Below are 12,877 nucleotides of genomic sequence, written 5' to 3' on the forward strand. Positions count from 1 at the left end.
AGATTTTTACTGAAGCTTGAAACGGATAATCTTTACAATCGTATCCGGTCCGACCTTGTCTCCGTAGTATGTTCTGTATGTTTGGTACATCTCTTCTTCGCTTGAAAATTTCTCATGTCCGTCAAAGTCAGCTTCTTCCAGCTCGCTCATTTTCTTTTCCTATACATCGGTAAGTTTTGCATTGCCAAATATTTCTTTAGTATTCCAATTCATAAGATCTATGACATCTCCTTTTTGAAAATTCTTATCATCAAAAAGTCGCCAAGTAAGATCTTTTTCACCGGCTAGAATCAGCTTTGCCAAACTATCTCTAAACTTGATTACTTTGTTTCCCATGGTTTTAGATTTATTTTTATTTTATATCCTCATTTATTAAATCCGGACGTCACCTACGGACGTGCACCTACGGACGTGCGACGTCCGTAGGTTTTTTACTACCGTTCCAAACTGCCGGACTTGGATTGATCCCGCTTTTTCTAATTCATTATATTCATAAGAACGCTGGACGCGCCTCGCGGTTGTTCGCGCGGGTTTTGCGCTCTCAACATCGCTCCGGCGGTTCGAATCCAATGAAAAGCGCGCAGGCGCTTTTCTAGTCCGGCAGCAAAGCACTTCGCCTTGCTTCGTCCTTTACTGCCGGACTTGGATTCGAACCAAGATACTCGCCTTCAAAGGGCGATGTCCTACCATTAGACGATCCGGCAATTTATCCGTATCAAACTTAGTTTGATATCAGGATTCTTAATTTATAACATAATTTTAGCAAAAAACAATTTTTAAATCGCTGAATTCATCAATAATGCAATAATGTGCATCCGCCGCGGCGGATGCACATTATTTCTCATTTTTATAGATAAGCAAATAATTAAAATACAAATGTATATAAAATGAAGCGGTCGTTGCAAAATGTATACATCGAGGTGCTGTAGTTTGAGCGGAGAGTATGCTTGTCTTGCGGGGTGGAGTGTAAAGGAGCATAATGTAAGTATGAAGAAGATTATTGTTATAATCTTAATACTAATCGCCAGTTTGATAGGACTCTATTTCTGGAGCAGTCCTTCGGCTGAAGCTCCGATGGATATGACGAGTATGGCTGAGAAAGAGGGCATCATCCGCGTCACCACTCCTTTACCGGAACAGGTTATAACAAGCCCGCTTATAGTGGAGGGGGAGGCGAGAGGGTACTGGTTCTTTGAGGCAACTTTCCCTCTTGTCCTTACTGACTGGGACGGCAGGATTATCGCTCAGAGTTATGCCACAGCTCTTGATGAATGGATGACGGAGGATTTTGTGCCGTTTAGAGGGGTGCTTGAGTTTGAAGAACCGGAGTTTATCGGCGAGTTTTCTAATAGAGGAGCATTGATATTGAAGAAAGATAACCCTTCCGGACTTCCGGAGCACGACGATGCTCTGGAGATGACAATTTATTTTAGATAATGATGAAAAAAATATTTTTAATATTAATATTAGTAGTGGTTATCCTTGGCCTGTTATCACTACTTCAAGGCGAGAAAGACCGTGGTGTGTCAGGTGATTTGATCTATAAGAAATTTAAAATTGAACTATGGGAAGAGGGTATCGCGAGAGTAGGGCAACCCATTGAAGGCTTTGATTCTTTCCTACTCCTAACTGCTTTTCCCAGCCTCACTCAGGCCGACTTTGACGGTGTCGCCTCGCTTGAAGGGATCTATACTTTCGATGGAGAAAATCTTCATTATGAGAGGACAAAAGGTCAGCCTTTCACATCAGCAGAAAAGACGGTGTCAGACGACGGTTATAAAACGCTATTGATGAATCTGTCCAAGAGAATGGGGATTGATGTCATAGACGAGTCGTCGGTTAATGAGATTATAAGACGCATATTCTCAGATGAAGTAGAAAATGATGCCGACACAGACAACAGCAACGAGCTTATTGATGATGAGACAGATGAGGTCAACAATATCTTACCGTTTGATTCCGGTGTCGTGGGTAAGGTGCTACTTGGACCTATTTGTCCTGTGGTCCGTGAAGGAGATGATAGTTGTAATGACAAGCTTTACGCTGTCATCATTAATGTATTTAGCACAGGGAATGACAATTTTTTCTCGTCGATAGAGAGTGATAAGGATGGCAATTATAAAGTGATGCTCCCTCCGGGAGATTATGTCTTGATACCCAAGAGCGGGAAGATGTTTCCGAGGTGCTCTGAGCAGGCTGTCACTATCAAGCCTTCCGTCTTGTCGGAAGTTAATCTTTCTTGTGATACGGGTATACGATAAAAAAACAATGTCAACGTGGCAGGTTGACATTGTTTATTTCCCCCTGAACGGCTCAATCCTGTCGAGCCGTTCAGGGGGTGCTATGTTATAATAAAAAACATGAATAATAAGGATCTGGGGAATATAACAAATTTCTTATTTGAAGTTGGTATGCTTGCCAAAACGCCTAGAAGCGGTTTTTTCTTTTTAGGTAGTGGAGAGCAGAGTGTGGCAGAGCATATAAATAGGGTGTCTTATATAGGATTCGTTCTTGCTTCAATGGATAAGAGTATAGATGCTTCTAAGGTGATGAAAATGTGTCTATTTCATGATTTAGCCGAGACAAGAATTTCAGATTTGAATTATGTCCATCAAAAATACATTGAAAGTAAAGAAGACGAAGCATTAAAAGATTTGACGAAGCCATTGCCATTTGGAGAAGAGATAAAAGAGACAATAAAAGAATATGAAGACAGGGAAACAAAAGAGGCGAAATTAGCCAAAGATGCTGATATATTAGAACTCCTTCTTTCTCTAAAAGAACAGGTGGATATAGGCAATGAGAGAGCAAAGACATGGATACCTTCACTTATTAAAAGATTTCTTACTGAAGAAGCAAAGATGCTTGCTGAAGTTATAGTTAAAACGGATTCAGATGATTGGTGGTTTGGTGACAAGGATGATGGCTGGTGGGTGAACAGGAATAAAAATTAATTAATTTATGATAGAAACAATAGTAACGTTGATAGATGTGCTTATGTCTGTTGGTTATTTCCCTCAAGCATATAAGATTTATAAAAATAAATTTGCAGGAGATATTTCTATTCTAACTTATATTATCTTTAGCACTGGGACTTTTATTTGGGTATTATACGGTATTTATCTGAAAGATTTGCCTATCGTGTTTAGTTTTGCAATAGGCGTGTTTGGTTCTTGGTCTGTTTTAGCTCTCGCATTATATTATCGGAAACGATAATCTTTATGCTTAAAAAGCTCAAAAAAGATCTAAGGAATAAAGCCGACTCGGATAAAGCGAAAGTGCTTCAGGGCTTCTTTAAGACCGGAGTGGGGCAGTATGGAGAAGGGGATGTTTTTCTCGGTGTGACGGTGCCGGAATCAAGGAAGATTGCCGTTAGGTATGAGAAGTTGAGCTTTCCGGAAATAAGTGAGCTTCTAAAATCAAAAATCCACGAGGAAAGATTCGTGGCGCTTCTTGTCCTCGTTCATAATTTTAAAGAAGGTGATGAAGGCGAGATGAAAAAGATCTTTAACTTTTATCTGAAGAATACTCGTTTTATAAATAATTGGGATCTGGTTGACTTGTCGGCAGACAAGATAGTCGGGGCATATTTGTCTAACATGAAAGATAGAGAGGTCCTACATAAGTTAGCTAAGTCAAAGAATCTTTGGGAGAGAAGAATTGCGATTGTCGCGACTTTTAATTTTATAAAAAATGATGAGTTTAGAGATACTCTTAAGATAGCAGAGATCCTTTTAGAAGATGACCATGACCTCATTCATAAGGCCGTAGGTTGGATGCTCCGAGAGGCGGGGAAGCGTTCACTTGAGAGCGAAGAAAGTTTCTTGAGAAAACATTATAAAAAGATGCCCCGCACCATGCTTCGCTATGCGATAGAGCGGTTCCCGGAGAAAAAGAGGCAAGCGTATCTAAAGAAGTCGGCTAGTTAAATCAATCCACAAGATTTTTATCCGTTCTCGTCTTAAATAAATAATATTCGTTATATTCGTGAAAAATTATCCCTTGCTCCGCGAGGAGCCCAGAATTTTTCTACTCAAGCACTCATTTATTTATAATTAATCCTCAAAAGAATAAAAATTTTGTGGATTATTAATGTATACAAAATGATGCGACCGCATCAAAATGTATACTTGTCTAAACGGCTCAATTCGCCGCGGCGAATTGAGCCGTTTATATGGCGCAATTTAAGAAATAAGCTATAATATTTACTATGAATCATTATCCTTTTGTCAGGACAATCTATCTTTATCTTTTTACGCTCCTTGGCTTGGCGCTTCTTGTTGTCGGCGGAGTACGCTTCGTGGACATGGGGCTTAAGACTTTCATCTTTACTAAAGCGGATCAGGAGCAGAGGATTATGAGCAGGCAGCCATTTTACGCGCCTTACCCCACGGAGCGTCTTGAGAAGTCAGAAGATGCGGCGGAATTCTCAGAACAAGAAAAAGCAGAGATAAAGCAATGGTTGGTAAACTATAAAAACTGGGAAAAAGAGAGGGCGGAGATTGACCCGGTATCTGCCAGGAGGCATAGAGACGCTTCCTTAAACTTGGCTTTGATACTGATAGGTTTGCCTCTATATATTTACCACTGGAGAATTATTAAAAAAGAAACAGGAAAACAAAATGGCATTTATAGATGAGATGAAAATCCACATGGAGGCTGGGCGTGGCGGTGACGGTGTTGTCCGGTGGAGGCATGAGAAGGGAAAAGAGTTTGCTGGTCCTGCCGGTGGAAACGGCGGAAGAGGCGGTTCCGTGTATGCGGTAGCTATTCGTGACGTGCATATACTCTCTCGCTATAGAGCTAAGAAAGAGTTTAAAGCCGAGCGCGGACAAGATGGTGGAAGTGATAGTCTCTTTGGTGTGGCCGGTAAAGACTTGGAGATACTTCTCCCTGTCGGCTCTATAATTACGAATTTGAAGACTGGTAAAAAGATATCCCTACAAGAGGAGGGTGAGAAGGTTCTCCTGCTTAAGGGCGGTAATGGTGGCAAGGGCAATGAAGTTTACAAAAGTTCCGTAAACCGCAGTCCTAAGAATTGGACACCGGGTAAACAGGGCGAAGAAGCTGATTTTTTCATAGAGATTGAACTTATTGCCGATATCGGGCTTATAGGCTTGCCGAACGCGGGCAAAACAAGCCTTTTAAATTCTTTAACATCTGCCAAGGGGAAGATTGGGGATTATCCATTTACTACGCTTGAGCCAAATCTCGGCGAGTGTTTCGGTTATATTATTTCAGATATCCCCGGTCTTATTGAGGGAGCTTCTTTAGGCAAGGGGCTTGGGCATAAATTCTTGCGGCATATTAAGCGCACAAAAATGCTAGTTCATTTGATTTCGCTTGAGAATGATAATCCTGTGAAAACATATCAAACAGTCAGAAAAGAACTTAAGGAGTATGACCCTGAACTTATGACTAAAAAAGAAGTAGTAGTTCTTACAAAAACAGACATTATAAACGACTCGGTTTATATTAAAAAAATTATCGCAAAAATGAAGAAAATCAATCCGAAAGTTTTTACCGTTTCTTTATACGATGATGATAAAGTTAAAGAATTAAAGGAGACTCTTCTTAAAGAAGTTTCAGAAAAAGAAAACTCGTAATACGTAAATTAGGAATATCCACTTGTCATTTTTAACAATGCGTGTTATTATATGGCATTAACTAATATAAAAAACAATGGCAAAAAATGAAGTTATAATTAGATTTGATGATGTGTCCTTTGAATACGGGCATAATAACCCCATCTTAGATGAGGTGAGCTTTCCTATTAGAAGAGGGTCAAAGATTACACTAATGGGGCAAAATGGAGCTGGTAAGAGTACAATCTTCCGGCTTGTTGAAGGCGAACTTAAGCCTGAGTCGGGTTCTATTCATATTGCGCCAAGAGTTAGTATCGCTTCTTCTAAGCAAGTTATCCCGCGCGAAGAGATGGATTTGACGATAAGAGAATTTTTTGAAAAACGCTTCCAAGAGAAAGTGTATGACATCGACCCGAGGATTGACGCTGTTCTCGATGTGGTTAATTTAAACATTCCGCATAAGCGTATTGTTAAGTCTTTTTCCGGCGGACAACAGGCTCGCCTTCTTATGGCGGGGGCTTTGATCCAAAACCCGGACATACTTCTCTTAGACGAACCTACTAATAATTTAGATAAAGAAGGGATTGCCCACTTAACAAAATTTTTGATTGATTATAAGAAGACCTGTATCGTCATCTCCCATGACGCCGACTTCTTAAATGCTTTCACCCATGGAGTTTTGTACCTAGATGTTTTCACTCGCAAGGTTGAACAGTATGTTGGAAATTATTTTGATTTAGTGGCAGAGATATCCGCAAAAATTGAAAAAGAGAATAAGAAGAACGCGCAACTGGCAAAAGAGATACAAGAGAATAAAGATAAGGCGAATTTCTTCGCTAATAAAGGCGGACAGATGAGATTGGTTGCTAAAAAGATGAGAGAGAAGGCCGAAGAAATGGAAGAGGCTAAGGTGGATGTAAGAAAAGAAGATAGGACTATTCGTTCATTTGCGATTCCTTGTCAGCCTGATATTGTAGGAGAGATTTTAAATATATCGTCGTATAATGTCATAAAGAATCATAAACCCGCAGAACACAAAGCCAAGATTTCTCTAAAAAAGAATCAGCATCTATTATTGACGGGGCCTAATGGCATAGGCAAGAGTACTTTGCTTGAAGTTATCGCTTCATGGAAAGCGAAAGGCGCTAAGATTATGCAAGGTGTAAAAGTCGGCTATTATAGACAGGATTTTTCCACCCTCAACTTTGAGGATACCGTATATGAGGCGCTCGCAAGCGTGATGGAAAAAGTGGTTGAAGAAAATCTGCGCGCGGTTGCCTCCGGTTTCCTTATTGGAGATGATATTATAAATGTGAAGATTGGCAGGTTATCTGAGGGACAGAAAGGATTAGTCGCTTTCGCTCAGCTTGTCTTACAAAAACCCGGTCTTCTTATCCTTGATGAGCCTACTAACCACATTAACTTTAGGCATATACCTGTTATTGCGAATGCATTAAACAGGTATGAAGGAGCGATGGTGTTGGTAAGTCACGTACCCGAGTTTGTGAGTCAGATTAGGATTGACGAGACATTAGACTTAAGTAAATAATTTATGGCGACTTACGAAGATTTTAAAAAAATAGATATTAAGATAGGGAAAATTTTATCTGCGGAGAAAATCCCTGACACAGATAAACTTTTGAAGTTGTCAGTTGATTTTGGAGAAGAAGAGTCGAGGACAATTGTTTCGGGTATTGCTTTGCATCACCCGAACGAGCAGGTGCTAGTTGGTAAAAAATGCGCTTTTGTCACTAACCTTGAGCCTAGAGTCATCCGCGGGGTGGAAAGTAATGGCATGGTACTGGCAGTCATCTCGGGGGATAACAACTTTTCTTTACTTGAGACTCAAGATAATATACTTGAGGGTTCAAAAGTAGGGTAATCTTGTAAACTAGGTGAAGTTTTCAGTATTTCTAACTTATACACATTTTTATTTTGCATATATTTTAATTATTGTATAATAAAAATATTATGTGGGAAATATTGACTCTTATAAGATTTGTAATCATTCAAGGTTTCGGCCTTTTTATTGTGATCCTCGTTGCGGGGATATTTTTATTTTTAGTTTTAAGAAAGCTCCATTCGCTTAGGGATGCGATACTTCTTTTTATAATATTTTTCGGGGCATTTATTTTTCTTTATGTGCCGCAAGGGCTTCCCAACTCTATACAATATCCATTTTCTCTTACTTCATTTGGTCCGGCAGACGGGCCCGTGTTGCCGCTTGGCAATGTAATAAAATTCTTCAAAGAGATTGATAATATGGAGCATGTTTCAGATATCGCTCGCGACCCGAATGATATTCCCCCTCCGATAATTCGGACAGAGCCGGAGGCAGTAAAAATCAATTTGGAGACAAAGGAGGTTATTGCCGAGATGGCTCCCGGTATTGTTATGAATTACTGGACTTTTGATGGTAAAATACCAGGTCCCTTTCTTCGCGTAAAACAAGGAGATACAGTGGAGTTGACTCTTAAGAATAATTTATCAAGTCTTCACCATCATAATATAGACCTTCATGCTGTCACTGGTCCAGGCGGGGGAGCTACTCTTACAGATGTCGCTCCGGGAGAATCAAAAACAATGGTTTTTAAAGCCTTAAATCCCGGGTTATATGTGTATCATTGCGCTACGGCTAATGTGCCAAGTCATATGACTCATGGAATGTACGGACTAATCTTGGTAGAGCCGGAGGAGGGACTGCCTTTAGTTGATAAAGAGTTTTATGTAATGCAAGGGGAGTTTTATACAAGTGGCGCTCTTGGCAAGAGGGGTTTGCAGATTTTTGACGGCAAGGCGATGATAGATAGCCGTCCTCAGTATATTGTTTTCAATGGTAAGACTAAATCGCTGATTGATAATATGAATGCCGAGGTAGGAGATACTGTAAGATTATTTGTCGGTAATGGCGGGGTTAATCTCACTTCATCGTTTCATGTCATCGGTGAAATATTTGACCGTGTCTATCCTGAAGGGGCAATAGGATCTCTGCCTCATAATAATATTCAGACAACTCTTGTGCCGGCAGGTGGCGCAGTTATTACAGAATTTGATTTACAGGTTCCCGGCAAATTTATTCTTGTAGATCATGCTTTGTCTCGCTTAGACCGAGGGCTATGGGGCTTCTTAAATGTCTCCGGAGAAAATAATCCTGAGATATTTAACGGGGATTATGATGATACTCAGCGTGGACATTAACATCTTCGTCTCAAACATCAATTAAAATGGATTATAAAGAGTGTTTAAAACAAATAAAAAAATTTGTTCGCGGTGATGTCTGTGCCAGTGAAGAAGTGCTTAATGAATATAGCCGTGATACAAGCTTATTTAAAATACGTCCTGAGTTTGTAATCTTTCCTAAAGATATGAAAGATATAAAAAATCTGGTAAATTTTGCCGTAGAAGAAAGAAAAAAAGGTCATAATATCTCTCTTACTGCTCGTTCAGCTGGCACAGATATGACAGGAGGTCCGCTTTCTGATTCTATTGTTTTGGGTTTTACTAAATATTTTAACCATATAAAAAAGATTGGAAGAGATTACGCCATTACAGAACCCGGCGTTTTTTATCGTGAGTTTGAGAAAAAGACTTTAAAACATAATTTACTTTTACCTTGTTATACTGCTTCGCGTGAACTTTGCGCTATTGGTGGAATGATTGCAAACAACTCCGGAGGAGAAAAGACCCTGGCTTATGGAAAGATGGAAAATTATGTGGAAGAATTGAAAGTTATTTTGTCAGACGGTAATGAATATAGTTTCTCGGCTTTAACTTTGTCTAAGCTAAAAGAAAAAAAGAAACTTAAAACATTTGAAGGAGGACTATATAAGAAAGTGTTTAAACTTATTGATAACAATTATGATTTACTCCAAAGGGCTAAGCCTCAGGTTGCGAAAAATTCCGCAGGATATTATCTGTGGAATGTATATGATAAGGAAAAAGGGATTTTTGATCTTACTAAATTGATAGTCGGCTCTCAAGGGACTTTAGGGATAGTGACTGAGGCAAAATTAAAACTTATAAAGCCCAGGAAATCATCTCGTCTTCTTGTTATAATGCTTAAAGATATGGCTCCTTTGGCGCAAGTGATAAATAAAGTGCTTGAATATAAGCCGGATAGTTTTGAGTCTTATGACGACCATACTTTTAAAGTGGCGATAAAACTTTTTCCGTTTATTTTAAAGCGTCTTAGCGGGAATATGTTTCGCCTTGCTTTTGACCTCTTGCCTGAATTTCTTATGTTTCTCACTGGCGGAGTGCCTAAGATGGTGCTAATCGCGGAGTTTTCCGCTGATACTGACAAGGAGGCTTTGGCTAAGGCGGCAGAAGCGCAGGAAAGTTTAGAAAATTTTGGCTTAAAAACTAAAGTTACAAAGACGGAAAGAGAAGCAAAAAAATTTTGGACATTTAGAAGAGAGAGTTTCAACTTGCTACGGCAACATATGAAGAAGCTGCGCACAGCGCCTTTTATTGAAGATATTTCTGTAAAACCGGAAGTATTGCCGGAATTTTTGCCTAAATTAAATAATCTTTTAAGCCGTTACGATATAATCTATACGGTTGCAGGGCATGTGGGAGACGGCAATTTCCATATTATACCGCTTATGGATTTCTCTAACCCGGAGTCGGTAAATATAATAAAGAATCTTTCAAAAGAAGTTTATAAATTGGTGATTAAGTATAAGGGCTCTATAACTGGCGAGCATAATGACGGACTAATCCGCACCCCATATCTTAAAATGATGTACGGAAAAGAGGTGTGTAATATATTTGAAGAGATAAAGGATATTTTCGACCCTAACGGCATTTTTAATCCGAAGAAGAAAGTAAGAGGCAGTCTTGATTATGCTATGGATCATATAGATAAAAAGCGTTAAACTAAAAAAATAATCGGCGGTTACCGATTATTTTTTTAGTTTTAGTTTTAGTTTACTCGTCTCTCATCGGGGCCCTTTTTATAATTTTTAGAATTTCTTTCTCGTCATCAATGATCTTATAGAGAGAGAAATCCCTTTTATCAATAGTCTTATATTTTTCAAAGAGATGTTCGCGGATAAATTTATCAAGCGGTTTCCAGAATTCGCTTCCTACAAGCACAATCGGCACTTTCGGTATTTTATTTGTTTGGACAAGCGTTAATATTTCAAAAAATTCATCCATCGTGCCATATCCTCCCGGGAAGTAAAGATATGCCTCAGCAGAAAATGAAAGAGCCACTTTCCTGCTGAAGAAATAATAAAAGCTTTGTGATTTGGTGACATAAGGATTAAGTACCTGCTCATAAGGAAGCTGGATATTGAAGCCGAGTGACGGTCCTCCTATGTTGTAGGCGCCATGGTTTGCCGCTTCCATTATCCCCGGACCTCCGCCGGTTACAACAGTATATCCCAGTTTTGATATCTCTTCGGCAAGGTGTATCGCTTTTTGATGATATTTATTGTCTTTATTTAATCTTGTTGAGCCGAAGAAAGTCACGGATTTCGGGTAGTGGTTTATAAATTCAAAACCGGCGGTAAACTCTTTACCTATGCGAGAGATTCTTTCTTTTGAAGCTTCTAACAATTCTTTTCTTGTATGAGGCAGTCTAGACAGTTTTGCGTCCGGTAGATTTACAAATTTATTTTCTTTTTCATTTTCCATATGGATAATATAATAACATATAATTTATAAAGTGAAAAATCCTGCTGTTTGGTGGCGTTTTTCATTTTGTAGTGTATTATATTGTTATAATTATGAAAATAGATGAAACTAAAAATATTCCCACAGTGTTTGTAATATTTGGAGCGACTGGCGATCTTATGAAGAAGAAAATAGCCCCCGCTCTTTTTAACTTATATAGGAAAGATCGTTTGCCTAAGCTTTTTAAAGTCGTAGGCGTTTCGCGGGCTGTTCTTTCTGATGATGATTTTAGAAATCGCGTCGGTGAGATATTAAGAAGTCATGGTGTCAAAGAGGATTATATATATCATTCTTTTCTCAGCGTCTTTTCATTTAAGACGGGGCAGTTTAACGATGAAGATAATTATAAAAATATTGCAAAATATCTTTTAGATATAGATATATCGTGGGGGATATGTTCAAATAAGCTTTTTTATCTTTCGGTTCCGCCGGTAAATTATGAAATGATATTAAAGAATCTGGCATCGTCCGGGCTAACTTTACCTTGTTCTCCGGCGGAAGGGTGGACTAGGGTTTTGGTGGAGAAACCTTTTGGCAAAGATTCGGAAACGGCAAAGGATTTGGATAATCTTTTAGGAAGGCTTTTTCGTGAAGAGCAGATTTATAGAATAGACCATTATCTTGCCAAGGAGATGCTTCAGAATATTTTAACTTTCCGATTTTCTAACAATCTTTTTGAAGACAGCTGGCATAAAGATTTTATAGAGAAGATTGAGATTCGCTTGCTGGAAAAAGTCGGCGCAGAAGAGAGAGGTGAATTTTATGATGGAATAGGAGCTCTTCGTGACGTAGGTCAAAATCATTTACTTCAAATGCTGGCATTGGTGACGATGGACAGCCCTTTAAATTTTGACTCTAGTTCAATAAGATTAAAACGTTTTGATGTTCTTAAAACATTAAAAATTTTATCAACAGAGGATATAAAAAATTATTCTTACAAGGCTCAGTATGAAGGTTATAGGGACATAAAAGGAGTAAAGCCTGATTCCGAAACAGAAACTTATTTCAAGATTCTTTTTTATCTTGATAGTTCTCGTTTCGGCGGAGTGCCTGTCATAATGGAGAGCGGAAAGCGTATGAAAGAGCAGATAAAAGAGATTATTGTAACTTTTAAACATAAAACTCCTTGTTTATGTCCGCCGGGAATACATTTTAAAAACAGGATAATTTTTGCAGTTGAACCGGAAGAGAAGATATCTATAGAATTTTGGTCAAAGAAACCGGGGCTTGATATGGAAATGGAAAAAAGAACTTTGGATTTTATTTATAGGAGAAACGGTGAGAGGGCTCAATATGTGGAGGAGTACGAGAAGTTGCTTTTAGATTGCATACTTGGAGATCAGACATTATTTGTAAGCACAGACGAAGTTCAATCTATGTGGCGTTTTACTGACGTTATTTTAGATGCGTGGCATAGTAATATTGTTCCCCTTAAGTTTTACAGTCCAGATACTGAGGAAGCCAGAGAAGATTCAGACTATATAGATAAAATGATTTCTGTTGATAATCTATAGTATGAATAAGTTCAGATACATATGAGACTTTAATTAAGTCTTTAATATGCGTCAATTTAATATCTTTCGCGGAACAAAAGGATTCATAACAATGTGGGA

15 protein-coding genes and 1 tRNA gene are annotated in these 12,877 nt (G+C 38.7%); 12 read left to right on the forward strand and 4 right to left on the reverse strand.

Annotated features, from left to right (window positions below):
* Positions 1-6: 6 nt before the first annotated feature.
* From NUV40_03870 to NUV40_03880, 3 genes are all read right to left on the reverse strand, one after another.
* Positions 7-150 carry a hypothetical protein gene (locus NUV40_03870; protein MCR4343007.1) on the reverse strand — a complete coding sequence of 48 codons (144 nt, stop codon included), beginning with the start codon at positions 148-150 and terminating at the stop codon, positions 7-9.
* A gap of 9 nt (positions 151-159) precedes the next feature.
* Positions 160-336 (reverse strand): ASCH domain-containing protein, encoded by a 177-nt coding sequence (locus tag NUV40_03875; GenBank protein MCR4343008.1) that lies wholly within the window; start codon positions 334-336, stop codon positions 160-162.
* Positions 337-633: 297 nt separating this feature from the next.
* A tRNA-Gln gene (locus NUV40_03880) sits at positions 634-704 on the reverse strand.
* 283 nt (positions 705-987) lie between these two features.
* On the opposite strand from NUV40_03880, the gene NUV40_03885 reads away from it, so the two are divergent.
* The 11 genes from NUV40_03885 (at position 988) to NUV40_03935 (ending at position 10,462) form a co-directional block, all read left to right on the forward strand.
* Positions 988-1,437 carry a Gmad2 immunoglobulin-like domain-containing protein gene (locus NUV40_03885; GenBank protein MCR4343009.1) on the forward strand — a complete coding sequence of 150 codons (450 nt, stop codon included), beginning with the start codon at positions 988-990 and terminating at the stop codon, positions 1,435-1,437.
* Positions 1,437-2,261, forward strand: coding sequence for a hypothetical protein (locus NUV40_03890; GenBank protein MCR4343010.1), 825 nt, complete (start codon positions 1,437-1,439; stop codon positions 2,259-2,261). Before NUV40_03885 ends, NUV40_03890 begins: the two co-directional genes overlap by 1 nt.
* 99 nt (positions 2,262-2,360) lie before the next feature.
* The gene (locus tag NUV40_03895; GenBank protein ID MCR4343011.1) at positions 2,361-2,954 is read left to right on the forward strand and encodes an HD domain-containing protein; all 594 of its coding nucleotides are present in this window, start codon (positions 2,361-2,363) and stop codon (positions 2,952-2,954) included.
* 7 nt (positions 2,955-2,961) lie between these two features.
* On the forward strand, positions 2,962-3,216 hold the full coding sequence (locus NUV40_03900) for a SemiSWEET family transporter (GenBank protein MCR4343012.1): 255 nt from the start codon (positions 2,962-2,964) through the stop codon (positions 3,214-3,216).
* Between the two features lie 5 nt (positions 3,217-3,221).
* On the forward strand, positions 3,222-3,929 hold the full coding sequence (locus NUV40_03905; protein MCR4343013.1) for a DNA alkylation repair protein: 708 nt from the start codon (positions 3,222-3,224) through the stop codon (positions 3,927-3,929).
* A 281-nt stretch (positions 3,930-4,210) separates the two neighbouring features.
* Positions 4,211-4,639 carry a hypothetical protein gene (locus NUV40_03910; GenBank protein ID MCR4343014.1) on the forward strand — a complete coding sequence of 143 codons (429 nt, stop codon included), beginning with the start codon at positions 4,211-4,213 and terminating at the stop codon, positions 4,637-4,639.
* Entirely contained in the window at positions 4,623-5,606 is a 984-nt protein-coding gene (gene obgE, locus NUV40_03915; protein ID MCR4343015.1) for a GTPase ObgE, read from the forward strand. The genes NUV40_03910 and obgE overlap by 17 nt, the downstream gene beginning before the upstream one ends.
* Positions 5,607-5,682: 76 nt before the next feature.
* Positions 5,683-7,134: an ATP-binding cassette domain-containing protein gene (locus NUV40_03920; protein MCR4343016.1), complete on the forward strand. Its 1,452-nt coding sequence runs from the start codon at positions 5,683-5,685 to the stop codon at positions 7,132-7,134.
* A gap of 3 nt (positions 7,135-7,137) precedes the next feature.
* On the forward strand, positions 7,138-7,467 hold the full coding sequence (locus tag NUV40_03925) for a hypothetical protein (GenBank protein MCR4343017.1): 330 nt from the start codon (positions 7,138-7,140) through the stop codon (positions 7,465-7,467).
* Between the two features lie 89 nt (positions 7,468-7,556).
* A complete protein-coding gene (nirK, locus tag NUV40_03930; GenBank protein MCR4343018.1) occupies positions 7,557-8,783 on the forward strand; it encodes a copper-containing nitrite reductase in 1,227 nt (408 codons plus the stop codon).
* A 26-nt stretch (positions 8,784-8,809) separates the two neighbouring features.
* Positions 8,810-10,462 carry an FAD-binding oxidoreductase gene (locus NUV40_03935; GenBank protein MCR4343019.1) on the forward strand — a complete coding sequence of 551 codons (1,653 nt, stop codon included), beginning with the start codon at positions 8,810-8,812 and terminating at the stop codon, positions 10,460-10,462.
* A gap of 52 nt (positions 10,463-10,514) precedes the next feature.
* On the opposite strand, the gene NUV40_03940 is transcribed toward NUV40_03935, so the two are convergent.
* Positions 10,515-11,225 (reverse strand): TIGR00730 family Rossman fold protein, encoded by a 711-nt coding sequence (locus tag NUV40_03940; protein ID MCR4343020.1) that lies wholly within the window; start codon positions 11,223-11,225, stop codon positions 10,515-10,517.
* A 92-nt stretch (positions 11,226-11,317) separates the two neighbouring features.
* Here NUV40_03940 and zwf point away from each other — a divergent pair, with 92 nt between their 5' ends.
* Positions 11,318-12,778: a glucose-6-phosphate dehydrogenase gene (gene zwf / locus NUV40_03945; GenBank protein ID MCR4343021.1), complete on the forward strand. Its 1,461-nt coding sequence runs from the start codon at positions 11,318-11,320 to the stop codon at positions 12,776-12,778.
* Positions 12,779-12,877 lie beyond the last annotated feature (99 nt).

Source organism: Patescibacteria group bacterium, from assembly GCA_024654625.1.
Classification (GTDB): domain Bacteria; phylum Patescibacteriota; class Minisyncoccia.

Coding starts and splice junctions, on each gene's coding strand:
- NUV40_03870 (MCR4343007.1), bottom strand. CDS start 150: ATGAGCGAGCTGGAAGAAGCTGACTTTGACGGACATGAGAAATTTTCA.
- NUV40_03935 (MCR4343019.1), top strand. CDS start 8,810: ATGGATTATAAAGAGTGTTTAAAACAAATAAAAAAATTTGTTCGCGGT.
- NUV40_03895 (MCR4343011.1), top strand. CDS start 2,361: ATGAATAATAAGGATCTGGGGAATATAACAAATTTCTTATTTGAAGTT.
- NUV40_03890 (MCR4343010.1), top strand. CDS start 1,437: ATGATGAAAAAAATATTTTTAATATTAATATTAGTAGTGGTTATCCTT.
- NUV40_03885 (MCR4343009.1), top strand. CDS start 988: ATGAAGAAGATTATTGTTATAATCTTAATACTAATCGCCAGTTTGATA.
- NUV40_03905 (MCR4343013.1), top strand. CDS start 3,222: ATGCTTAAAAAGCTCAAAAAAGATCTAAGGAATAAAGCCGACTCGGAT.
- NUV40_03920 (MCR4343016.1), top strand. CDS start 5,683: ATGGCAAAAAATGAAGTTATAATTAGATTTGATGATGTGTCCTTTGAA.
- NUV40_03910 (MCR4343014.1), top strand. CDS start 4,211: ATGAATCATTATCCTTTTGTCAGGACAATCTATCTTTATCTTTTTACG.
- nirK (MCR4343018.1), top strand. CDS start 7,557: ATGTGGGAAATATTGACTCTTATAAGATTTGTAATCATTCAAGGTTTC.
- obgE (MCR4343015.1), top strand. CDS start 4,623: ATGGCATTTATAGATGAGATGAAAATCCACATGGAGGCTGGGCGTGGC.
- NUV40_03900 (MCR4343012.1), top strand. CDS start 2,962: ATGATAGAAACAATAGTAACGTTGATAGATGTGCTTATGTCTGTTGGT.
- NUV40_03940 (MCR4343020.1), bottom strand. CDS start 11,225: ATGGAAAATGAAAAAGAAAATAAATTTGTAAATCTACCGGACGCAAAA.
- NUV40_03875 (MCR4343008.1), bottom strand. CDS start 336: ATGGGAAACAAAGTAATCAAGTTTAGAGATAGTTTGGCAAAGCTGATT.
- zwf (MCR4343021.1), top strand. CDS start 11,318: ATGAAAATAGATGAAACTAAAAATATTCCCACAGTGTTTGTAATATTT.
- NUV40_03925 (MCR4343017.1), top strand. CDS start 7,138: ATGGCGACTTACGAAGATTTTAAAAAAATAGATATTAAGATAGGGAAA.